At 35.2% G+C, this 23,985-nt stretch carries 19 protein-coding genes; 7 read left to right on the top strand and 12 right to left on the bottom strand.

Translation table 11 applies throughout. The features are described 5' to 3' along the window. Positions 1-268 precede the first annotated feature (268 nt). The 8 genes from BW926_RS07525 to BW926_RS07490 all read right to left on the bottom strand — a co-directional run bounded on the left by BW926_RS07525 (position 269) and on the right by BW926_RS07490 (position 13,371). Entirely contained in the window at positions 269-628 is a 360-nt protein-coding gene (locus BW926_RS07525) for a VanZ family protein (RefSeq protein ID WP_262484491.1), read from the bottom strand. Then, positions 621-998, bottom strand: coding sequence for a glycine cleavage system protein GcvH (gcvH, locus tag BW926_RS07520; protein WP_076445776.1), 378 nt, complete (start codon positions 996-998; stop codon positions 621-623). Before gcvH ends, BW926_RS07525 begins: the two co-directional genes overlap by 8 nt. A 111-nt stretch (positions 999-1,109) precedes the next feature. Beyond that, entirely contained in the window at positions 1,110-8,192 is a 7,083-nt protein-coding gene (gene sprA / locus BW926_RS07515) for a T9SS outer membrane translocon Sov/SprA (protein ID WP_076445774.1), read from the bottom strand. Positions 8,193-8,195: 3 nt separating this feature from the next. Then, a complete protein-coding gene (ruvA, locus tag BW926_RS07510) occupies positions 8,196-8,780 on the bottom strand; it encodes a Holliday junction branch migration protein RuvA (protein ID WP_076445772.1) in 585 nt (194 codons plus the stop codon). A 186-nt stretch (positions 8,781-8,966) separates the two neighbouring features. Further along, positions 8,967-9,611 carry an HAD family hydrolase gene (locus BW926_RS07505; RefSeq protein WP_076445770.1) on the bottom strand — a complete coding sequence of 215 codons (645 nt, stop codon included), beginning with the start codon at positions 9,609-9,611 and terminating at the stop codon, positions 8,967-8,969. A 26-nt stretch (positions 9,612-9,637) separates the two neighbouring features. Continuing rightward, positions 9,638-11,932, bottom strand: a complete 2,295-nt coding sequence (locus BW926_RS07500) for an NADP-dependent malic enzyme (RefSeq protein WP_076445768.1) — start codon at positions 11,930-11,932, stop codon at positions 9,638-9,640. Positions 11,933-12,173: 241 nt separating this feature from the next. Further along, a complete protein-coding gene (locus BW926_RS07495) occupies positions 12,174-13,022 on the bottom strand; it encodes an ATPase (RefSeq protein WP_076445766.1) in 849 nt (282 codons plus the stop codon). An 82-nt stretch (positions 13,023-13,104) separates the two neighbouring features. Then, positions 13,105-13,371, bottom strand: a complete 267-nt coding sequence (locus BW926_RS07490; RefSeq protein WP_076445764.1) for a hypothetical protein — start codon at positions 13,369-13,371, stop codon at positions 13,105-13,107. Between the two features lie 231 nt (positions 13,372-13,602). Between BW926_RS07490 and BW926_RS07485 the strand changes: the two genes are divergently transcribed. From BW926_RS07485 to BW926_RS07470, 4 genes are all read left to right on the top strand, one after another. After that, positions 13,603-14,061, top strand: coding sequence for a GtrA family protein (locus tag BW926_RS07485; protein WP_076445762.1), 459 nt, complete (start codon positions 13,603-13,605; stop codon positions 14,059-14,061). A 3-nt stretch (positions 14,062-14,064) separates the two neighbouring features. Next, positions 14,065-14,793 (top strand): lysophospholipid acyltransferase family protein, encoded by a 729-nt coding sequence (locus BW926_RS07480; protein WP_083672282.1) that lies wholly within the window; start codon positions 14,065-14,067, stop codon positions 14,791-14,793. Positions 14,794-14,834: 41 nt separating this feature from the next. Next, positions 14,835-16,280, top strand: coding sequence for a sugar MFS transporter (locus BW926_RS07475; RefSeq protein WP_076445760.1), 1,446 nt, complete (start codon positions 14,835-14,837; stop codon positions 16,278-16,280). A 91-nt stretch (positions 16,281-16,371) separates the two neighbouring features. Then, entirely contained in the window at positions 16,372-17,334 is a 963-nt protein-coding gene (locus BW926_RS07470) for a DUF3810 domain-containing protein (protein ID WP_317043264.1), read from the top strand. Between the two features lie 348 nt (positions 17,335-17,682). Here the strand turns inward: BW926_RS07470 and BW926_RS07465 are convergent, their stop codons facing one another. From BW926_RS07465 to BW926_RS07450, 4 genes are read right to left on the bottom strand one after another with little or no spacing between them, the layout of a single operon-like run. Next, entirely contained in the window at positions 17,683-19,380 is a 1,698-nt protein-coding gene (locus BW926_RS07465) for a CocE/NonD family hydrolase (protein WP_076445758.1), read from the bottom strand. 33 nt (positions 19,381-19,413) lie between these two features. Beyond that, positions 19,414-20,256, bottom strand: a complete 843-nt coding sequence (locus BW926_RS07460; RefSeq protein ID WP_076445756.1) for a thiopeptide-type bacteriocin biosynthesis protein — start codon at positions 20,254-20,256, stop codon at positions 19,414-19,416. A 12-nt stretch (positions 20,257-20,268) separates the two neighbouring features. Beyond that, the gene (locus BW926_RS07455) at positions 20,269-20,511 is read right to left on the bottom strand and encodes a hypothetical protein (protein ID WP_076445754.1); all 243 of its coding nucleotides are present in this window, start codon (positions 20,509-20,511) and stop codon (positions 20,269-20,271) included. 8 nt (positions 20,512-20,519) lie between these two features. Further along, entirely contained in the window at positions 20,520-20,933 is a 414-nt protein-coding gene (locus tag BW926_RS07450) for a hypothetical protein (RefSeq protein ID WP_076445752.1), read from the bottom strand. A 399-nt stretch (positions 20,934-21,332) separates the two neighbouring features. On the opposite strand from BW926_RS07450, the gene BW926_RS14350 reads away from it, so the two are divergent. From BW926_RS14350 to BW926_RS07435, 3 genes are all read left to right on the top strand, one after another. Then, positions 21,333-21,491, top strand: a complete 159-nt coding sequence (locus tag BW926_RS14350; protein ID WP_179077988.1) for a hypothetical protein — start codon at positions 21,333-21,335, stop codon at positions 21,489-21,491. A gap of 54 nt (positions 21,492-21,545) precedes the next feature. Further along, positions 21,546-22,370 carry a GLPGLI family protein gene (locus tag BW926_RS07440; RefSeq protein ID WP_076445748.1) on the top strand — a complete coding sequence of 275 codons (825 nt, stop codon included), beginning with the start codon at positions 21,546-21,548 and terminating at the stop codon, positions 22,368-22,370. A 74-nt stretch (positions 22,371-22,444) separates the two neighbouring features. Continuing rightward, positions 22,445-23,953, top strand: a complete 1,509-nt coding sequence (locus tag BW926_RS07435) for a thioredoxin domain-containing protein (RefSeq protein ID WP_228403418.1) — start codon at positions 22,445-22,447, stop codon at positions 23,951-23,953. Positions 23,954-23,985 lie beyond the last annotated feature (32 nt).

Raw genomic sequence — 23,985 nt, 5'->3', positions numbered from 1 at the left:
GCTGGAAACTAGAGAGAATAATTTAACACTTTTTAAACTCATGTTTGATAGATGAAGGATTTGTTAGTGAACTGGTGAGTGAGTTGGGCGATTGAGCGTTGGCGAGTCTGCGACTGGAGGGTGGCAAATTTCTAAATCTTCAACGTTTGAACGAGGATCGCTTCTAAATGCAGGCTGAGAAAGGCTTTCAGATTGCTTTAATTCAACAAAATCAGCACAGAATCAATGTGCTCTTCGCAATGAATTAAAATTGAATGTCAATATTGTATTAGAAAAATCTTTTGACAAGAAACTTATAAATATAATAACCGATGAGGCAACCGATGGTATCAGCAACAATATCCAAATTTTCCATAGATCTGCCAAGCCCCATTTCTTCCTGAAGGATTTCGGTAAGGAAGGCGTATATAAGAATGATCTGAATGAAGTAGTAAAATCTAATTTTTGGAAATGCAGCCATGAAGAAGAATCCAAGTGCCGCAAAGATGCTTAGATGCAAAACTTTATCGATACCATTGAACATAAACCAATATTCATGATTTTCCTCGCCCGGCTTGAGGAGCATATAAGTAAGAAATGCCCAATAGATGGGCAGTATCTTACTAAATATTTTTAAAATCTTATCCAATGATTGCCTGATATTCTTCAGCAGAAAGCAAATCTGAATGATCAGCACCCTTAGCAACTTCTAATTTGATGATCCATCCGCTTCCATAAGGATCTGCATTCAATAATTCTGGCTGGTCTTCCAATCCTGAATTGAATTCAATCACTTTCCCTGAAATCGGCAGGAATAGATCTGAAACTGTTTTTACAGCTTCTACACTTCCGAAAACTGCACCCCCTTCAAGATCGTCATCTACAGTATCTACATCCACGTAAACGATATCTCCAAGCTCGCCTTGCGCGAAGTCTGTAATACCGATTGTAGCTACATTACCTTCGATCTTAATCCATTCGTGATCTTTAGTGTACTTTAATTCTGATGGTGTGTTCATTTTTTAATTTTTATTTTGTACAAATGTATTCAAAATTCCAGAAGGTTCAAATATCGGATATAAAAAATGTCCTCCAAATTTGAAGGACATTAAAATTTATTTTTGTTCTAATTAGAAACCTCTTGAGTCTCCGAATGTAAACGTCGCAGAAATACCTGCTCTGATCGTTGACAGTGGGAATGCTGTTGAGATTTTGTATTTAGAGGTCATCTGCTCGTAGAATACTCTTAAGTTCAGGTTTTCAGAAACATTGTAGTCCGCAGAAATTTTAATATTCATCAGCTTCTGACCTCCTGTCACCTGCGAGTCATCTAACAATATATTAGTAATGCTTGTTTTGCTATCTCTTAAAGAGAAATCTCCTCTGATGTTCAGGTCACTTCCCTTTCCTTTTCCACGGCCTCTTACGTTGGTCATTCCTAATCTGAAGTTCCTAATGATATAGCCTACCCTTACTACATACTCGCTGTTTGAGTCTTCCGTCAAGGTATGGTTTACCAATCCTAATAACAAGGTTCTTAATCTATTGTACTGAATACCAAACTGCATATTATTTCTCATTGTAACATCTACCCCTATAAGCGGCGAGAAGTTTTCTACATAACCCACCTGAGCAAATGTAAACGGATTGATATAATCATCATTAATATCCCTTTGGGTAGCGTCATAAGAATGAAGGCTGTTAAAGTAATCAATACTTGACTGGATACCCGTTGCTGTATACGTTGCCTGATAAGCATGAAGAATATCAAACTTCGAGAACTGGCCGTTAATAATCGGGATATTTTTTAATCCTGAATAAGTAATCTTCCAGTTTGGAATTGGAAGCCCTGCTTTTTTAGGATTGCCCATTAACTTAGGAGATTTCCCTTCAACGGCTGCCCTGAATGCCGGAATCAAGATATAAGCATTGGAGATTCCGTAACCATCTTTGAAACCGTTTGATTCAACCTGCCCAGGCATCTGCAGCGATAAGGCTCTTGCATTTTCTCGAATAGCCTGATAGATTGCTGCCCCGTCTTTGAATGCTGTTTTCAGAAGCACTACAGAATTTGAATAGGTCACCATATCATTTGCAAAAGTATAATCAGGGTTTGGAGCTCCTGTGACTGGATCCCGATAATTAAATCCGGTATGGGAGAAGTTTCTGTTATAATTATGCAACGCACTGATATCAATTCTAAGATCGTTCATCGGCATCACCTGCAAATTAGCCCGCAATTCCCTGGTTGACATTCTTACATAAGGGTCTGTCATGAATTCTGAACCGCTTACCCATCCATTTTCCATTACCGTTCTTCTGATATCTGCCTGAGATCCTAATAAGAATCCTATGGTAGGGCCTCCTAATGTCTGTCCGTATCCGTACCAGTTCGGTGCAGATAATAAGCCAGGTAATACGGTACCGTTGTTTTCAGAATAATTAACATCCAAATGCTTGAATGAAGTCAGGAAGTAGGCCATGCTCTGCAGCGGAGTCAGCCTGTTTTTAAACTTATATTTTTTATAAGCATATCTATTTTTCTCCCAGGCCTGAGTGTATATGTTGTTTAATGAATCAATCTCCTGCTTGCGTTTCTGAAGCTTCGCAGAAATATTTTTAAAATATTTAAACTGGCCAAAGAACTTAGTAAAGTCTGCTGTAGCCGTAGCCTGAATGATGTTTGTGTTCTGACCTATTGATCCTAAGCTTCCGTCCGGGCTGTTTAGCAACACCGTAGATCTAGCATTCCAGTTATAGGTAAATCCATAACCTAATTCTGCATCGATGAAATCCAAATACGGAAGATACTGGAACGGCAGCTTGTAATTCAACTGAACCCTGTGGTTGTACAATACCGGTCTTCCGGCTCTGAATACATTTCCGAAGATGGAATTGTTATCCATCGTATTAACATCCACATTGTCATTCAAAGTTCTGGTTGCAGAGTTGATCTCGAGCTTTAAAGATTTTGTAAAATTAAATCCTAACCCATACTGCCATCCGAAATAGAAGTTTCTGTTTTTAATTGCTGCAAAATCATCATTATAGTTTCCGCTTAAGATTGCATCAATATTCCTGAATTCTAATTCATTGTAATTTCTATCAATCTCTGTTCTGAAGGATAATCTTGTCGGAATCGGATTAAAGTTGAATTCTTTTACCCATTTCAGGTATTTTGCAGACTTCGCGGTATCGCTTATCATTTTATTGAACGGCTTGATCACCCACGGCTTAAAACTATAATTGTAATCAATGTATCCTCTCAAATACTGTCTGTAATTTCTCTTCGTATAAATATCTCTGTAGAAATCGTCATTATAAACAGCAGTTACGGAAATATTTTCCACATCATAGAATTTCGGTTTTTTATTCTGGTTCATTCTTTCCTTATGCATATTTACTACTCCGATACTTCTTTGCTGAGTATACGTTCTTGCTACTTTTTTCAGCTGTTCTTTATTGGCTGCTTTATTAAACTCAACATCGGTATCCAAAGGATTGTATTTTGGATCTTCGATGGTTTGGGAATAAGAGTAGTTTAATGGAATTTTAACTCCACTTTTTTCCGGTAATAATTTATCTACGTTAATGGCAGTATTAATACTAAAAGCAGATTGTGTCGACTGGTTTCTTTCCGCCGGCTTAGAATCAATATTCCCGAAGCCTACTGAAGTATATGAAGCACTTGTATTAACCGTAGCAAAATCTCCGAGATTGAAGTTTAAGCTTGCGTTTCCTGCATACCCTCCGTCATTTTCGATTTCTGAAAGACGGATTTCGTTTACCCAAAGAATTCTGTTGATAGAAACACCTCCTCTGTTACCAGCATTTCTAATACCCAACATAATGGTAGTAATATTACCTAAACTTGGACGTCCTTTAATATAAATCTTTTTCAAGTTTACATCACCTCCAAAATCACTATCCTGAATTCTTTTTGTAATATCGTTAGGGAAGTTTTTATCTCTTCTTATTTTAGCATCCACGAAACTTTGGATATCAAGATCAACCTCATTTTCCGTCGGCCAGATGTCCATTGGTGCTGTTGCATTGGTAGAAGTTAATTTTAAAGAAGCTTCATATTCATAATAGTTGTCTGTAGCATCGCTACCTATACGGATAAAAAACTTAGTTTTCTCATCCATTTGCCCCACATTTGGATCTCTATTTACAGGATCGTGAGCATGTACAAAAAGTTTAAGCTTTTTATATCTTCTCATATCAAGGGTTGTATTTTTAAATACCCCTTTCGCTTCCGTAGCTAATAAGCCATTAGCTTTCAAATACAAAGAAGCCTCGTTCTGCCTTTGGGCACCCGCATTTCCACTCAAAATCTGTCTATCGATTCCCGGAGGTAGTACGTATGGTGGCTGATTCAGAGCATTTTCTTCAATATTTACGCTTCCTACTTCAAGATTTTGAGGAGTTACATCTACAACAGATCCTTCATCTGTAGCCGGATCATTGGTTTTCGCGATATTTTTAGGATACTTTCTCCAGTCTGATCTTACCAAATCCATTGTACCGAATCTCAATGTTGATGTCTGATCGAAACCTTTTAATAATAATCTCACGAATCTTACATTGTTCAAAATTGAAAGATCATGGTCTCCAGCAGTATTCACATATTGTGAAACAGGAATCCTGAATAAATACCATTTTACCTGTGCAGAGCTTCCGTTCTGGAATTGTGCCTGAACAGTCTTAACATCAACGATATTGTTTTGTCCTAAAGCTAAGCTTCCTTGGTCTAGATTAACCTCATACTGGTTATAGCTTTCACTTTGATCTAAGTTATAATCTTTATTAATATCTTCTGCGTCCGGAGTCTGTGAAGCTACTTCCAGGGAATTGCTCTGAGAGTTTCCTTCAGGATTTCTGAAATATTTATATCTCTGAATCACTGATGAAGCCTGGTTTCCTGTAAATTTATCAGACATATAGAATACGAAATCGTCTATTGCAGGGTCATTTACTCCTGTTACCGGATTTACAAAAGTATTTCCAAATAATGCGGCCTCCTGATCTGAGCTTAAACCATCGTATCCGGCATCCTGCGCTACTCTATCTGCTCCTTCGCTTGAGAATGCATAAAGAATAGGCGGCTGCTTCGGCTGAGTTCCCCAATTTGAATTGGTGGTCGTAGATGGTGCTGAAGGAGTTGGTAAACCATTTTCGTACTGCATCTGCCCATCTTTCAAAATATCTTCGGATACGTTACCTAATTGTAGTAAAAGTTTCGGAGCCGTTCCCAGTGTATTTCCGTCAGCATACGGATCCATCATCCAGAATTCTACATACTCGATATTTGAATTTACAAAGTTGGAAACCGTAATTGGTCTCATGATCCCTGCCCATCTTGCAGAAGTGCTTTCCGGAGTAGGATTTACGTTATATGGACCCTTTTCTGTCGGATAATATGAAATATCGAAAGTATTGGTATAGGTTTGCTCACCCGCTACGAAATCTCTGTTGTTAAAGATCTCAGAAAACTGTACTCTTCTTGAAGCGTGGTTTGAAACCGACTGTGGTGTGATGCCGTTTGGCGCTTTACCTCCAATACCCCAGAATCTTGGGTCAATATTATACCATGATAATAGACCTCTTCCATATCCTTCCGTAATATCATTATTTTTCCCGGCACCCTGGAAAATAGGATCAGCCTGATTCTTTTCTGGCTTGGAAGCCAGACTCCATGCGGTTGGTTCTTTTAAAGAAATTTTTGAAGTGGTCTGTTCAAAATCATCGATGTAGGACTGGTCATTAATTCCTTTATTTAATCCCGGAAGTAAATACGCCGCTTCCATTTTGAAGTTCAAATTAGAAGGCGCTTCTGTATTGACTAAAGGGATTTTGTCTGTTAATCTCGTTAGGAAAGGAAGTTGATTGTTATACATTAAATTAATCCCCGCCATTGTATTGTTTACGGCTTCCTGACCATAATTTACCTTTTGGGTAAGCGGTGATTCTGAATAATTAACAATGGTTCCTCCTAAAATAAAGTTTTCATTAAATCTTCTTTCCAGGTTTAATCCTAAGAATCTTTTTCTTTGGGTATTAAATGTCAGTTGGTTTTCTAATGAAATATTGATGGCCTGTCCAGATTGTTTTACCTGTTCGTTAATAATAGTTACCGTTCCCAACATATAGTCAACGGTATAGTCGATACCTTCTGTAAGCTGCACTCCATTCGCCGAAACTTTCACAGAACCCTGCGGAACGTTTACAGCCCCTAAGGATATACCTTGTCCTTGGGTTCCTTTGTAACGGCCTTCAATGGTATATCGTTGTGCAAGATTGCTGGATGTAGCCACCTGTTTCTGCTGCGTATAAAGATCCGAGAAAACAAACTGCGGATCATTACTTCCTATTACATTTTGAATAAAGCTACCAAAAGGCTGAACTTTTGTAAAAATCACCCTTCCTGTTTCCGGCCTGATGGTGATCCCATTTACAAAGTCGAAAATACCGTCACCTGTGGAATTTCCATTGCTTTGTAAGTCACCGTTCACATTTAATCTGTCCCAGTTTAATAATTTGATCAAAGGCTGGCTTCTGATCTGATCATTATTGTTTACCGGAAGATAATTTACCTTACCTCCTGATTGTGGGTCTCTGTACAATACGTTTAGAATAAATCCGTCCTGATTCACTTGTCCTGCATCCAGAGAGTAGATATTTTTCATCATCAGATCCCACATTGGCGAGGAAGTTTTTACAGTAGTATTAGGCTTCAAAACTTTCGTTACCAGCACCTGGCTTTCTTCGGAGAATTCCCCGACCTTATACACCTGATTGCTCCCATTCATTGTATATGAAAAGGAAACCGCAAGAAGCTGATTATCATTCAATTTTTGATTTAATGAGATGTAACCTAACTGTGGTTGTAATGTATACTCGTTTTGATTTAATCTTCTTGCTTTTTTGTTAAAAATGAAATGCTCCCCGTCTACATAAGGCTGCGCACCGCCGGAAGCCACTGGAAGGTTATTACCTTTAATAGCATTATAAGCTGTACTTGCATCCCTGATTCCCGGCAAACCGTTTATTGTTGAATATAAGTTGAATCCGGCCTGGTCATTATTCGGAAGACCTCCTCCGTCACCTAAATCCCTGATCCCAACGATACTTTTCTGATATTGAAGATTAGTATTTCCCTGGTCCAATACCCAGACTTCTAATCTTGTAATGCTGATTTTTGAGTTAATCTGAGGATAATTTAACAATGAATTATCATAATTATTTAAGAAATAATGCCCTAAAAAGTAGTGCTGATTGTCTTCATAATCAATAGCATTTAATTTAAATGTGTTCACAACACCACCACCCTGAACAGTAATATTTCTGGCCTCGCCCTGCTGTTGAGAAAGCACGACTGTTCCGTATGTTTTTCCGAGCTGGAATTCTGTCTTTACCCCGAATAATGATTGAGAACCGCGTATCAAGCTTGTTGACAGCGGCATATTTACGTTACCAAATTCTACTCTTTTAATGATTTTATCTTCTCCTCCTGCGCTTGGCTTGTCGACATCATTCAAACCCTTCTGTTTAAGGTCTTTCCAGCTGCCTTTTGCCTGCCAGACTAAGTTCATCTTGTTTTCAAATGCAAAGCCACTTTGGGTATCGTAATTGGCTTTTAATTGAAGGTTTTCTCCTACTTTTCCAATTAACCCAAGCTGAATTCTTTGGTCGATATCAAAAGTGAAGCTTGTCCTGTTTTGAGGCAGAATCAGCGGATTGTCAATCTTCTGGTACAATCCTGCAAAATCAAAGGAAGCGTATCCGGAAGGGATAATTTCAATTTTATTGCTTCCAAAAATAGTTTCAAAAAGCCTGTTGTTGATTGTAAGAGATGGAATTAAACCTTTTTTTGCCGCATCACTTTTATCCTTTCGGAACATCAGGCTGTACCGGTCTGATTTTTCTTTATAATAAGCCCTTGTCTGCGCCGCCAGCATGAATTCTTTATATTCTTCAGGAGACATCGCCGTAGGAGGCCCCGTAACCGTATTCCCGATTTTTGGGTATACGAAATACATCCCGGTTTTTATATCATAATAGGCTTCATATTGGGTAGGATCTGCCAGCTGATAATCTTTCTTGACGATGGGAGGTTCTGCAGGAGGTCTGACCTGCGCAAATGACCTGACCGAAATAAATAATATCGATAGGAACAGAAATGTATTGAAATACTTATTATTTGCCACCAAATGTTAAATGTTTTTTAAAATTTGCTTTACCAACTCTTCTACTGAAATGTTAGGATCTTGTTTTATTATTCTGTCTGCAAGCTTCTCGCTCATTCGTTTCGGGATGCCCAAAACTTCTAATGCAGATAACGATTCTTCCTTGATTTTATTATTTGCAAATGTAGAAATATTTTCTTCCGGATTACTGAATTTCTGGACTTTATCTTTAAGATCTACAATAATTCTTTCAGCGGTTTTTGCACCGATCCCTTTTGCCTTTTGAATCAGCACGCTGTTTTTTGACAAAATGGCCGAAGCGATCTCATCGAGACTTAGTGTTGACAGTAAAATAAGGGCTGAAACTGCACCTACTCCGTTAACGCTTATTAACAGGTTGAACATTTCTTTTTCAGAACGAGTGTTAAAACCAAACAGCAAATGGGCATCTTCTCTGATGATTTGCTGAATAAAAAGAGTGGTTTCTTTATTAGGCGTAAGGGCCTGTGAGGTCATTAGACTAATACCTACATAGTAACCAACACCCTGTATGTTGATCACTGCATAGATAGGCGTAAGTTCCTGAACAATGCCTTGTAGTGAAAATATCATTATTAATTTTTAAAAACTCCCAAATATAGCAAATTAAACTAATTAATGTTTTTCTTTCACACACTTATGATTTTTAACTTAATTTTTATTCCCCTTTTTAAAGAATCAAGATAAAAATAAAAGACTCCAAAATATGGAGTCTTTATTAAAATTATTTATTTTCTATGATTATTTAATTAAAAAATATCAAATAATTTCGATTTCTGAATAATCATTAATTACTCGACAGCAGCCAAAATCCATCAGCTCTTCTTTTGAATGGGTTGTAGCGATTCCTACAACTTTCATTCCGGCATCTTTTGCTGCTTTTATACCACCCGCTGAATCTTCCACAGCAATGGTATCCTTACTATTTACATTCAGTTTTTCAAGAGTTTTCAAAAATATTTCAGGATTCGGTTTTCCTTTGGCAACTTCTATTCCTCCGGTAATTGCGTGGAAATAATCTCTAATTTTCAGACTTTGTAAAATAAAATCAATGCTTGTGGGAATTCCCATTGTAGCAAGCCCCGTCTTTATTTTATCTTGATTTAATTTCTGGAGAAAAAGTGTTAAGCCATTCACCTCCCTGATATGTGGCCGATAAAGATTTTGATACGCTTCTTCTTTTTTCAGCCCCAATTCTTTAACTCTGCTCTCTGGTAAATCGTTTCCGAAAAAACGGATAATCATCTCATCCATTGTACCATGATTTTGAGCTGCGAAATTCTCGGGCTCCATATCAATTCCATGCTGGTTTAGGAATAAAATCCAGGATTCTTCGTGATAACGGATGTTATTTACCAGAGTTCCATCCATATCAAAAATTATTGCTTTTTCATTAAACCTCATCTTTTCCAAAATTTGTGTTGTTGTGTTTATTTTTTGTTTTTTGTTTCTCTTCTTTGAGCATCAAGCACAGCAATAGTGGCAAGATTTACAATTTCATCAACGCTTGAGCGCATTTGTAAAACGTGAACCGGTTGTTTCAGTCCCATCAAAATCGGTCCGATCACCTGGGCAACCTTCATTCCTCTGATGATCTTGTAGGATAAGTTCGCACTTTCAAGATTCGGGAAAATGAATGTGTTGGCCGGGGTTGTTTCAAGCTTTGAGAACGGATAGTCGCTCAAATGGTCTGCATTCATTGCAAAATCCGGCTGAATTTCTCCATCTACTACCATTTTCGGATATTTCTCGTGAAGGATGCTTACTGCTTTTGCTACTTTTTTTGAGGTATCGGAAATCGCAGCAAAGTTTTCAAACCCAAGCATGGCAATTCTTGGCTCAATAGCGAAAGATTTTACGGTAAATTCTGCCATTTTAGCAATATTGACAAGATCTTCGGCCGTAGGATTTTGATTAATAGATGTATCTGCGAAGAAAATAGGTTTCTTTTCAGACAGAATCATCATCATTGCTGCTACTTTATCTACACCTTTATCCTTTTCGATAACTTCTAAAACAGGCCTTAAAACGGAAACATAATTTTTAGAAAAACCAACGATCAACCCGTCTGTATCACCGTGTCTCAGCATCAACGGACCAAAATAGTCTCTCTGGCGAACGAATCTTTTCGCTTTATATTCGTTCATCCCTTTTCTCTGACGAAGCTTCCAAAGGGTTTCCCTGTATTTTTTTCTGTTTTCCTTCTGATCATCATCACTTGGATCTATAATCGGAACATCAAGATTGATTCCGAAACGTTCCATCTGCTCTTTAATGTATTTTTTGTTTCCTAAAAGGCTTGGATAAGCAATTCCTTCTTCATATAAAATCTGGGCAGCCTTCAAAACATTATATTCCTCAGCATTTCCTAAAGTAATTCTTTTAGGATTGGCTTTTGCACGACTCTGCATCATTCTTACCAGCTTCTCATCCCTTCCCATTCTGTCAAGAAGGTTGTTTTCATACTCTTCAAAGTCAGTGATTGTTTTTCTGGCAATTCCGCTATCGATAGCTGCTTTCGCAACAGCGCTTGAAACTTTGGTAATCAACCTGTTATCAAAAGGCTTAGGAATAAAATATTCTCTCCCAAACTGTAGGTTCTGAACATTATAGGCTAAAATTACCGCTTCAGGGACAGGTTCATTGGCAAGGTCTGCAATGGCATGTACAGCAGCCAATTTCATTTCTTCATTAATTCCTTTAGCCTGAACATCTAATGCTCCACGGAAAATATACGGGAACCCCAGAACATTGTTTACCTGGTTAGGATAATCACTTCTTCCTGTTGCCATGATTACATCTTTCCGTGTTTCTAATGCCAGATCATAAGCGATTTCCGGATCCGGATTTGATAAAGCAAAAACGATAGGGTTTTCATTCATGCTTAATAACATTTCAGGGGTCATTACATTTCCTTTCGACAATCCCACAAAAACGTCTGAACCTTTTACAGCATCTTCTAAAGCATCAATATCTGTATTGGCGATGAAGTCTATCTTTTCAGGGGTAAGATTTTCTCTTTTATGATTGATCACCCCTTTGCTGTCACACATCAGCACATTTTCTCTCTTTAAACCGAGAGAGATATAAAGGTTCGTGCAGGCAATAGCGGCTGCTCCCGCGCCATTGACAACCATTTTTACTTCTTCGATGTTTTTATTGGCGATTTTCAAAGAGTTGATCAGGGCTGCGGCAGAAATGATTGCTGTACCATGCTGATCATCATGCATCAAAGGAATATCTAATTCTTCCTTTAATCTTTGTTCGATATAAAATGCTTCAGGAGCTTTAATATCTTCTAAATTGATTCCTCCGAAAGTAGGGGCAATTCCTTTTACAATATCTATAAATTTATCAGGATCTTTTTCGTTAATCTCAATATCAAAAACGTTAATATCAGCAAAAATTTTAAACAAAAGACCTTTCCCTTCCATTACCGGCTTAGAAGCCTCCGCACCGATATCTCCCAATCCAAGAACCGCTGTACCGTTTGAAATAACCGCTACCAGATTCCCTTTTCCGGTGTAATCGTATACGGTCTCCGGCTTGTCGTGGATCTCCATACAAGGAACTGCAACACCCGGCGAATACGCCAATGACAAATCTCTCTGAGATGAGTGCGGTTTTGATGGAATCACTTCTATTTTTCCTTTAGGTTCGGCTTTATGATAATCTAACGCGGCCTGATTAAAGTTTTTTTCGTCGCGGTGAGTTTTACTTGACATAGAATTTTGTTTTTATTTATTTAAATAAGGCTTATTTTGTTTTTTAACAGTAAAGCCTGTTTTAATTTATTTTTTATTGTTCAAACGTAACAGGTTTTAAAAATCTGTCACGTTTAATCGACATAGCTGAGATTCCTGCGAAATGACAAACTTGATAATTAATCAGTGAGGTGGCTAAAAGCAGCAAGAATAATTCCCGATTTTCAAAATAATCTTTAAATTCTTAATATTAAGAATTAAATTAAAGTATGTATTTAATATGATAGTTAACTAAACTTTCGATGGGTTTCTGTACAATGTGCCCCACTTTAAGGTTAAGCTCCTCAGCTGCAGCACGTAATATATCTTCGTAATAATACGCAATAGAGCCAATGAAATTAATCTCGGCATCCTTTACTTCTTCATAAGGCATCACCTGAAAATTAAAGAAGCTTGTCATTTCGTCGAAAATCATTTGCCTGAAATAAGGATGATCTTTTCTTTCCACAACGAATCTGTTGAAAGTTGCAAGATAAGCGTTCGGCATTGAGTTATGATACATATTTTTCAGCACCTCTTCAATAGAAAGACTGTATGTTTTCTCAAATTCCTGATGAAGGTCTGCCGGAAGTTTCTGCATGAAATATCTGCGTACTAGCTGCTTGCCGATAGAGCTTCCGTTTCCATCATCCATAAGGAATCCGAGTGAAGGAAGCTTCACTTTGACGTTAGTTCCGTCAAAATAACAACAATTAGACCCTGTCCCCAAAATACAAACCAATGCAGGTTTCCCGTTATAGGCTGCGTATGCTGCGGCGGTAAGGTCTTCTTTAACAGAAATTTCTGCTTTATTGAAAAATTTCTGGAGCTCTCCGTGGATGATGTCGCGGTTTGCGGCTACTCCACAGCCGGAACCATAGTAAAAGACTTTGATAATAGAATTTTTAACAGCACCAAGACTGATATTTTTTTCAATTTCGGGTACGATAAGTTCTGCTGCAGTATTATTAGGATTGAAACCTATGGTTTCAGTTTTCAGGAAGACCTTATGAAAGTCGTCCAGAATTACCCAATCACATTTTGTAGAGCCACCATCAACAATAGCTACCATATTTTACATTTTAGTTTAAAGATGCTAAAATATGAATTTATCTTTAAACCTTCTTTACAAACAGCCCGGAAGCTGTCTAAAATCATTGATGTTTTATCTCAGCTTTCTTTTCGTTGAACTGTATTAACCAATCTTCAATTTCATCTTCCAAATATGAAGTCTGAAGGATCATTGCATTAATAAAATCATCCGGAACAGGTTCGCCGCTGGAGTTTTCAAGGTTCCAAAGCTCGTCGGACATGTTTTCGTATTCTGAATACACCCTTTTGAAGCGGGAATTTTCTCTTTCTAAAGCCTCAATATTTTTTTGCTGAAGCTGGAATTTCCTGTATTTGTTTTGACGTTTCATACAAATATTTTTAAATAAGTGGAGCTAAAAAGTTTGGGTCGTATGCTTCAATCACGCATTACAAGATAGAAAAAACCATCAACAAACAGTTGAAAATGAATTTATTATCAGGTTAAATTTACATCATTCTAGAAAATTAAATTTATAAATTATTTTGAATTTAAAAAAATTTTTAACAACTTTTTTTACTGTTTAACATATAGTTTTAAATTTGCAAATCATATAAATTAGATGAGAGATATACTAATACGCCAGAAACAGGTTTTATTCTTCGTTATTGCAGGAGGGCTGAGCGCTATCGTGGAAATCGGAAGCTTTAAGCTTTTCAGCACTTATCTGCCACACTTTTTCTCCGGCGAGATGAATTTTCATGGAATACATTATCCCCTGAGTAATATTTTTTCTACCAGCTGCGGGATTGTCAGCAATTATTTTCTGAGCATCTGGTTTGTTTTTGAAAGAGGAAAACATTCCAAAAGAAAGGAGTTTGCTTATTTTATGATGGTTTCTTTTATTTCTACCATATTAAGCCTGGGATTTTTCCAGATTTTTTATAGCTATATATTCAAGGATAATATTGATTTTATAATTTATACTTTAAGCCCGGAAATGATCAGTAAAATAGCTGCCATTGTCCTGGTTTCGATCCTTAATTATTCTGTGAAGAAAAAAGTAATTTTTAACGGATAAGCTGTGGCAAAAGTTTTAAATTATCTCTGGAGATTCTGGCTGCTGCTGCTGGCTTTTGTTTTTACAATACTTTTCGGGATCCCCGTATATATTTTATCATTCTATAAAAAGCATTATAAGTACGCTTATAAGTTTATCAGATGCTGGAGCTACTGTCTTTTTTACGGAATGGGGTTAAGGTATGACCTCACGAAACTTTCCAGCCAGAAATTAGATAAAAACCAACAATACGTATTTATTTCCAATCATACATCAATCATGGATATCATGCTGATGTGCATTTTGTGCTCAGATCATCCTATCTGTTTCGTGGGAAAAAAAGAGCTGGTGAAAATCCCTATTTTCGGGACGATTTATAAAAGAGTTTGTGTAATGGTAGACCGCAGCAGTGCCAGAAGCCGTGCCGATGTGTACAGAAGATGCGCCGAAAAGATGGAGGAAGGAAACAGCATTGTGATTTTTCCTGAAGGCGGTGTTCCGGATGATACTTCCATTATTCTGGATGAATTTAAAGATGGCGCCTTTACGCTTTCCTCAAAACACAACTCTCCGATTGTAATCTTCACTTTCATAGGATTAAAGGAAATTTTTCCATTTGACAATTCAAAAGGTTATCCAGGTAAAGCGAAAGTGTACTTCAATGGAATTTTCCCTCCCTCAGATTCTCCAAAAGACCTCAAAGCTGAGGCGTTTATTGAAATAAAAAAAACATTGGCGAAACACTCTAATTAAAGAAATAATAATATATTTGTTTTTAGAAATTTTCAACAAACATGTCAAATTATTCTAAACAAACTAATTGGGGACAATTCATTCCGTTAGTTACTGTATTTTTTTTCTGGGGATTTGTAGCGGCAAGTAACGATATTTTGATCCCGGTTTTCAAAAAAGCCTTTAATTTATCTCAAACCGAGAGTATGCTTGTACAGATATGCTTCTATGTGGCATACACGGTAGGTTCTCTAATTTATATGGCAATTTCTAAAGGAATAAAACAGGACCTGATCAACAAGATAGGGTACAAAAACGGATTGATTGTAGGGCTTCTTATTTCTGCGGCAGGAACTTTATTGTTTTATCCGGCGGCAAATATGCACTCTTTCCCGTTAATGATTTCCGGTTTGTTTATCGTAGGACTTGGTTTCTCATTACAACAGATTGTTGCCAATCCATTAGCCATCGAAGTGGGACCTACTGAAACAGGTTCACAGAGATTAACTATGGCAGGAGGAATCAATAACCTTGGAACAACGATCGGACCGCTAATTGTTTCTTTTGCGATTTTCGGATCTGCAGCTGCTGCGAGTAATGATGTAAGTGTTGAAAGTGTAAAAGTTCCTTATCTTATTTTGGGTGTAGCATTCGTTTTAGTTGCCATCATGCTTAAATTTTCATCGCTTCCGGCCGTAACTCCTACAAACCTTGAAGATACAGACGATTCTACTCCGGGTGAACACAGAAAATCCGCTTTTGAATATCCACAGTTGATTTTAGGAATGATCGCTATTTTCGTGTATGTAGGTGTAGAAGTTTCTACAGCGAGTAATCTTCCTGCCTACATGGAAAAAAGTCTAGGTTTTGAAACTAAAGATGTGGCCCCTTACATCTCTTTATATTGGGCTTCTTTGATGATTGGCCGTTGGACGGGTGCTGTTGAGGCATTCGACGTGAACGCGGGATTCAAAAAAGTGTTGAGATTCTTAGCTCCGTATTTAGCTTTTGGAGTATTCTTATTGGTAAACGCGATTGCAAAACATGAACTTTCACATTTCTATGTGTATGGTATAATTATCATTGCAATGATTATCTGTGATATCATGAGTAAGGGAAATCCTGCAAGAATGCTTCTGATTTTCTCTGTTGCCGGTATTGCAGCTTTGCTGATTGGTATGTTTACAACAGGAATGGTTTCTGTATATGCCTTCACAAGTGTTGGTTTATTCTGCTCTACACTTTGGCCTTGTATTTTTGCCTTGGCAATCAATGGTCTTGGAAAACATACGAACCAAGGTTCGGGGTATCTTATTATGATGATTATGGGAGGTGGAATTGTAAGTTTCATCCAAGGATATATTGCAGACCTTACGAATATCCATTTCAGCTATATTGTTGGAGTAATCTGTTTTGCTTATCTTGCATTCTATGCGATCCGAGTAAGCGGGATTTTGAAGTCTCAAGGGATCGATCTTGATAAAATTACTAAAGGCGGTGGTCATTAATAATACAAAAATAATATCTAAGAAAAGATTTTGGGCGGGTTTATTACTTGCCCAATTTCTTTTGTTTTATGTTTTCTCGAAATCCCGAATAATGATTTCGTTTTTTGAAAGTTTTTTTGAAATTCAGAAAACCGTTCATCAGATTATTTTTGCTTGGATTTCGTTTTCTTTTGGAGACGTTTTGTATGTATTGTTAGGTATTTTTCTTCTTTATTTTATCATTAAAAGCTTTAAAAAGAAAAGCAGAAACACATCTTTACTGAGGCTTCTTATCATTATCAACCTGTTTTATTTTACTTATCAGCTATTCTGGGGAATGCTTTATTTTCAGGTTCCTATCATTAAAAAATTAAAATCTCAGGAAGCGCCTAATATTGCAAAGGCAAAAGCATTGAGCTTACAATATCTTGAAAAATGTAAAGCAACACGAAAAGCTGTAAAACAAGATAAAAATGGGATTTTCATTGTAACAAATCTGAAATCTGTGCAAAAAGAAATACTCCTTCAGCAAACAACAATGCCCAAATATATTGCTATTAAAAAAGCTCCTCTAATCAATTCTTTCAAACCCAGCATTTTTAAAAGCATAATGAGCTTTACCGGTATTCTCGGCTATTACAATCCTTTCACTGCAGAGGCTCAATATAATCCGGAATTACCGAATACGTTTATTCCTTTTACCTCTGCCCATGAAAGTTCGCACCAGCTTGGGTTTGCCAGAGAACAAGAAGCAAATTTTGTAGGCTATCTGATTGGAATTAATTCAAAAAATACCGAATTACGATATAGTACTGAATATTTTACTTTAAAAAGCTTATTAAATTTCATTTCAGATGAAGATCCTGTATTTGTAAAAAATATAATTAAAAACTACTCTCCGGAAATGAAACGAGACAGATTGTACGAAAGAGCTTATATTTTAAAACACGAGGGACTGTTGAATGACTTTTTTGGATGTACAAACAATCTTTTTTTAAAAAGTAATCAACAAGAAGGATCGGTTACTTATTCATATTTTATTGACTTACTTCTCAATTATGAAGATCTAAAATAAAAAAAAGAATCGTATCAGGCGATACGATTCTAAAAACACAAATGATGAAAAAAAATTTATTACCTTGACTTGTTCCCTCATTCAAGGCGTTGTAAATTTACAATATATTTTATAAATACAAAAACATTTTACCCTTTTTTTAAAACTTTATGAAAACTTTAAGACCTTTTAAGTTCAGTTGAGTTTAATCACTTTTAAATGATTTATTAATAATTTATTAAATAATTATCAAAATAATATCATAAATTTAATTTTAATTTAAAATACATATAAAATCAAACATTTGTTTAATTACAAATATTTTTACTTCTATAAAATTCGTAGAAAAATTTAAAGAACAAAGTGATATCAATTTTTTACAACGGGTAATTTTATATAGCTGTTATTATACAATTTTATTTCCAATGGTACTTTTGCATCTGCAATTGTTTCATCACTTACATCCTTTCCACTTCCATAGTTGAGCTGCCAGAAAGGGCTTTTCACAACGCCTATCATTAGTACAATCCTGCTTCTTTTTTCAATTTTTTTACTCACAAAATCATTATTAATAATTGAGATCATTTGCTTTTTGCCGGGAACAAGTAAATTTCTATTTTCATTATCATTTACAAAACTGGTTCGGGAGACATAAGTAGAAAGTAAAAAATACTGCCTATTTTCTGTTTCTTCGTATAAATTTATATAAAGATCGACATCTTTTTTATTAACCGAAAAACTCAAATTGCCGGAAAAGTTTCCTGTATATTCAATAGGCTTACTGAATGGTTTTGTTTTAAAAACTATATTATTTTTAGTGTAAATAAAATTATCTAAAATATTATACTTCAAGCCCAACAGCTCATCTGCATCAGACTTGTCTGCAAGATTAACCATAAGGGTTGAAAATTTTTCTTCTTTGCTTTTATTATTTGATAAAATAAGGCTTTCCTCCAAATAAAGCTTTATATTATTTTGATTTTCATTAATGGATTTTATTCCCTTCCATTCATTACTACCCATTACCTCATAATTAATTTTATCCTTGAGAAATATTGGTTTTGTTTTATTTTTTAAAGCATAATCAAACCATTGCAACCAGATCTTTTTTAGATCTATCATCGCAGCAGGATCCATTTTGTATCCCCGTACCTCATTTTTTATAAAACCTTGTGCTCCCCAATGGTCATATGGGCCAATGATAAGATAATGTTCGGCATTTTTATGATACTTATAATGTTGATTAAAATAATACAAAGCCCCCGTTTTATCTACATCAAAATATCCGGTAACCGAAAGAACAGGAATATCGATCTTTGAAAACTCTTCCTTGTACGGGATCATTTTTTTCCAGTAATCATCATAACCCGGATGATCCAGCCACTCCTGAAAAACAGCATTAGGCTTGCCGCTTATAGAATCCAGCTTACGGAAAGATGTTCCGCTTTCGTACCATTTTTTAAATATCAGATTCCATTTTTTCTGATCATAAAAGCTTTTGGAATTCGTCGTTTTATTAGTGGTCACATAATCCAGCCACTGCAGAGCATATCCCATAAAGATATTATTGTTCATGGGAAAGCTCATTGTTCCGATACCTGTAGCCGCTTGGGGGATTATGGTTTTCAAAGCCGGATGCAGCTTTTTTGCCGCCGCCCATTGGCTGAAACCCAGGTAGCTTCCCCCCAACATTCCAACCTTTCCATTGCTCCAGGGCTGCTTTATAATCCAGTCGATTGCTGCATTAATATCATCTGCATCATGCTCAAATGGTTCTATATCATTATTGCTCAGATACTTTCCTCTTGCATGAAGAATTACTCCCGCATAGCCGTTGTTTACAAAATTCCTAAGGAGTTCAATATTATTTTTATCCGGATAGATGGTATTGATAAGAATAGTGTTTTGAGGATTTTTATCCTTATTAAGAATCAATGTAAGGGAAAGAAAAGCATTATCCTTCGTCTGGATCGTAATGCTGTCCTTAACAGTAAAAAGCTCTTCTTTCTTCTGGGCAAAGAAATAGCTAAAGGAACAAAGAAAACCAATAAAGAAATATTTTTTCATCAGAAAATTTATTTCTTTAAATTAATTAAAATATTAATTAACCTGATGATTAAAATGCACCGATTTATGATACCTATACAAATAGTCATAAATGATCATTTCAAAAGTCCGTTGATTTGAAATAAATATCCTATTGATATTCATATGAAAAATGCTTGCAAAAAAACTTTGCAGGAAAGACCTGTCTGATTTTTCAATAATCATATTTAAAATATTTCCTGAATTATTAATCTCCATATCAATTACAGCCCTGAAATATTGATATTCATCAGAGTTTAAAAAGTCAAGATATTTTATTTTAAAATCACGGTATTTTTTATCAAGCTGGGAATTTAATACTTTATCTGCATTAAATTCTTTTTTAAAAGCTTTATTAGAATTTTCGATCCATTTCAATTGTTCTTCCACCGAAAGCTGCAGCCTGTCCAGCATTTTATTCACAAAATATATGGAAACAATTATTTTTTCTTCATCATCAAAATCTATATACTCCTGAATTACAAGCCTGCTGTTCCAGAAAAAAAGGAGCTCTGCACATTCTATTGTTTCTTCACCATACCTTTCGATTTCTCTGTTATATGTATCAAATTGAAGGTTCGATATTTCTCCAGAAGTGATATACTGTTCCAACATTTGGTTGATTGCGGAAAGAACAATATTGTACTGATCTGCTTCTGTCAGTTCAAATCTTATCCTTAAGTGAGATTTGGGATCATTATAACGAATGAAAAACCATTTTTTTATATTACTATTTTCCAGCAGCCGACTTACCAGCGGTGAAATTGCTTCTGTAAGAATAGTATCGGAAGTTTTTACTCCGGTGTAAATTTTAAAATAAAGCCATTTGCTTCCTGGAATAAATTTTCTTTTCATCATAGGGCGTGTTTTTTATTTTACTTTATAGATCGGGAAAATAAATTCACGTTTGAATTCGTCTTTCTCATTATACAAAAACTCTTCAATGATAATAAACCCCTGACTTTTCACAGAATCTATAAACATTTTTATAAGATCATAATTTTCTAAGTTTACGGTAAGCTTGTTATCAGATTTTACCCATTGTATCCATTTGGGGATTTTTCTTTTATTTCTCCATTCTTTTATTTCAGATGAAAAATTTTCTTTATTCACAATTCCATCTAACGACAGGAAAGAGCAATTAAATAGGAAGACAGAGCCAGATCGTATTTGCCACAGTTGTAATATATGTTGCCAATTTTGCGATGACCTAGAGATAGCTCTTTCACATCGATACTTTTTTTGATAATGCTTTTTATGCTATCAATATATCCTGTTTTTTCTTTTTCTTTTATAGTTTGTAAATAATATCCATTAATTAGTTTGATGATGTTTTTTTCCTTTTTTGCCTTTACTATATAAGAATTTACGTAAAGTATTGATTGATTACTTTCACGAAATTGGTTAAATTTATTATCGAGCTCATCAAAGCTTTTATTCCGTAAAGAATCCGGAATATGAAACCCTTTTACGCTCTGGCAAAAGAATAATGAAGTATAAAAAATAAGAAGAAAATATAGAAAACGTTTGTGCATGTGTTTTTACTTGCACAAAAATATAAATTTTTATACCAACTTGTGAATAAAACTCTCAAATAACAGAACTTATTCATAGTCAAAAATATAAAATATTTATTCGTCCCTTTTTTTATCAATATCGGTAAAAAAGAACCCAAAATTGATCAATACCGATATGCTTTTCTTGTGCGGTCTGGAAATCTCCCACATCTTTGTCTCAGGCAAAAACACAAACGCTATTTTCTTTTTATAATGCGCAGTATGAAAAGTATAAATAAGCTGATCAGCAAAGACCCATGTCAGGGTTTGTATGACAAAACAAATTATTAACTTTAAAAAATTAAATAGATGAAAAATCTTAGAAAACTTTCAAGAAATGAATTGAAAGATATGGTTGGTGGAAGATTCGCTCAAAATATGAGCGTAGATGTAGCAGGAGGAAATTGTTGGGTACATGAAAAAAATGGCACTTTAACTGGAACTTCTTCAGACTATGGTCAAAGTGGTGGAGGGAAATGTCCAACGCCCCCATCAGGATATCATTGTAAGTCATTTACTGCAATGGGAGGATGTTAATAACACAATGCTGCTATTACTAGCAGCATTTAAAATAAATTTAAAAATCTAAGAATGAAATTTTTTTTGTTAAATATACTGACATTTGTTTTTATAAGCATATCTGGACAAAATTTTAAATTGCTTTATAATTTAGAATTTGTTCACGATACAATAAATAATAAGAGGGAAAATAAGCAGATGGTTTTATGGATTGATAAGGATAGTATAGTTTTTTGTTCAAATGAATTAATAAATCGAGACTCAATAAATCAGGAGAATAATGAAGATATATATGTATCCAGCGACGAAATTGATTTTATGACTATAAAGGATAAAAATTACTTATATAAATATCATTTTATTGACAACTATTTATATAAAAATTTAGAAAAAAATGAAATTTTAGATTGGAATATTAAAAACGAAATTAAAAAAATTAATGGCTTTACTTGCCAATTAGCAACTTTAAAATACAAGGGTCGAATATGGGAAGCATGGTTTGATAAGAGCTATACAATTTCTTATGGGCCATATGTTTTCCATGGATTACCCGGATTGATAGTGCAACTTCATGATCTAAAAAACAACTATAATTTTTCTTTGCAAAAAGTTGTAGATAGCAAGAAAAAAATATCACAATCTTTTTTTGCATTTTCTAATAAAAATTTTCCGAAAGCTTTAGTTGTGAACAACAATCAATTAAAAAAACTTTATCTTACCCATTATAGTAATCCCTACAGAAGAATGAAAGAGAAAAAAATAATCTATATGATAGATGAAAAAACAGGAGAACATCAACCGCCTCCTGATTTTGATAAGTTAACAAAATCTGCTCAAAAATATATTCGTGACAACAACAACCCTATAGAACTTTCCGAAGCCGTAAAATACCCGTAAGAAAATAAATTCTAAAAAAACAGCTTCTAATTTTCAACCATATACACATTTTAATTAAAAATATTAATATACTCTTGGACAAACTCATCAATTATCTCAAGCTCGACAAACAGGAGTTTCTTTTTCAGTTCAATTCACATCCTAACTATCCTTCGGCATTGGCTTTTAGCGATACTTTAAACTTTATGGGAGCCCGAAATGATGCATATGAGCTGGATAAAGAATATTGGGATGAACTGCCGGAAGAATTCATTGCGATTGTTGATAATTCTTTTTCATTAGTCAAGAAAACAGGAACACAATACTCCATATATTCAGATAAAGCGAAAACTTTAAACAAAGACGAGCTTTACAAAAAATCCACAGATTTCATTTTACTTTTCGAAAAAGAGAATGCAAAAAGCAAATCGGTCAGAAGTTACAAGCCCTTTATTTATAGCCTTTTTGTACTTATCATCTTTTATTCTTTTATCAACCTTGCCTGGTATGAAACGGTTTTCAATGTGCTATCGTTGGTTGGGGTTTATATTTCGCTGGAAATTTTCAATCAAAAATTTGGGAATACATCTGCCGTTATCGGAAGTATTTGCGGTGGTGATACAGCAACTAATCAAACCGTTAATTCATGTAATAAAATCATCAATCAGGATAAAACAAACATATTAGGCCTTAAATTTTCTGATTTCTCATTAATATATTTCATAGGAATCACAGTCCTTGGTTTATTTTTACCCTCAGCATCATTTATCATTAAAGGTTTTGCTTTTGCAACGGTAATTGCCATTGGATATTCCGTTTACATTCAAGCATTAGTAGAGAAAGCCTTCTGTAGAATCTGTCTTTTGATTATTTCAGTGTTGGTGGGACAGCTGGCCATCGGTCTTTTATTCTTCAGCAATCCCTATTTTGATATAAATACAATAATATTAAGCTTTATTCTTTGGATCTCAGCTTTTTCATTGGTTTTATATGTAAACAACACCCTTAATGAAAAAGAAAGCCTTCAAAAATCAAACGCAAAAAATTTAAGGTTTAAAAGAAATTATGACCTCTTCAAAAAAGAGCTTTTAGAAAACGAAAAAATTACATTTACAGACAGCGAAACTTTTTCTGTAGGAAACCCAAACTCCAGGTTAAATATATCCATCATATCCAATCCTTATTGTGGATTTTGTAAAGACGCCCACAAGATTATGGAAAATCTGCTTGAAAAATACCCCAATGATATTTCTGTACAGATAAGATTTAATTATTCTCCTGAAAATCAGAATGAAAAATTAACCGGACTTATTTCTGACTTTATGCATATCTATAAAAACAAGCCGGAAGAAGAATTCCTTAATACCATAGAATATTGGTTTGAAACCAAAGATGAAAACAAAATAAAACAAAAAGCAGGAAACTTTTCCGTTCAGGAAGATTTGTCATCTCTAATTAATATGTCTGCGGAAAACAGAGCGGCCGGATTGAATTTCACCCCAATTATTCTCATCAACGGGTACCAGTTTCCTGAAAAATATGATCGCGAAGACATCTATTATTTTATTGATGAGCTCACAGAAGATAGGGAGATTCTACATTAATAAAAATTCCTTAATTTAGAAAAATTTTAAAA

This window comes from Chryseobacterium sp. RU37D, assembly GCF_900156075.1.
Lineage (GTDB): Bacteria > Bacteroidota > Bacteroidia > Flavobacteriales > Weeksellaceae > Chryseobacterium.
Note: the sequence above shows the minus strand (reverse complement) of the source record. Positions and strands in the feature narration are given on the sequence as shown.

Coding starts and splice junctions, on each gene's coding strand:
- BW926_RS07450 (WP_076445752.1), bottom strand. CDS start 20,933: ATGCACAAACGTTTTCTATATTTTCTTCTTATTTTTTATACTTCATTA.
- gcvH (WP_076445776.1), bottom strand. CDS start 998: ATGAACACACCATCAGAATTAAAGTACACTAAAGATCACGAATGGATT.
- BW926_RS07505 (WP_076445770.1), bottom strand. CDS start 9,611: ATGAGGTTTAATGAAAAAGCAATAATTTTTGATATGGATGGAACTCTG.
- BW926_RS07460 (WP_076445756.1), bottom strand. CDS start 20,256: ATGATGAAAAGAAAATTTATTCCAGGAAGCAAATGGCTTTATTTTAAA.
- ruvA (WP_076445772.1), bottom strand. CDS start 8,780: ATGATATTTTCACTACAAGGCATTGTTCAGGAACTTACGCCTATCTAT.
- BW926_RS07500 (WP_076445768.1), bottom strand. CDS start 11,932: ATGTCAAGTAAAACTCACCGCGACGAAAAAAACTTTAATCAGGCCGCG.
- BW926_RS07485 (WP_076445762.1), top strand. CDS start 13,603: ATGAGAGATATACTAATACGCCAGAAACAGGTTTTATTCTTCGTTATT.
- BW926_RS07440 (WP_076445748.1), top strand. CDS start 21,546: ATGAAATTTTTTTTGTTAAATATACTGACATTTGTTTTTATAAGCATA.
- BW926_RS07490 (WP_076445764.1), bottom strand. CDS start 13,371: ATGAAACGTCAAAACAAATACAGGAAATTCCAGCTTCAGCAAAAAAAT.
- BW926_RS07475 (WP_076445760.1), top strand. CDS start 14,835: ATGTCAAATTATTCTAAACAAACTAATTGGGGACAATTCATTCCGTTA.
- BW926_RS07465 (WP_076445758.1), bottom strand. CDS start 19,380: ATGAAAAAATATTTCTTTATTGGTTTTCTTTGTTCCTTTAGCTATTTC.
- BW926_RS07470 (WP_317043264.1), top strand. CDS start 16,372: ATGATTTCGTTTTTTGAAAGTTTTTTTGAAATTCAGAAAACCGTTCAT.
- BW926_RS07495 (WP_076445766.1), bottom strand. CDS start 13,022: ATGGTAGCTATTGTTGATGGTGGCTCTACAAAATGTGATTGGGTAATT.
- BW926_RS14350 (WP_179077988.1), top strand. CDS start 21,333: ATGAGCGTAGATGTAGCAGGAGGAAATTGTTGGGTACATGAAAAAAAT.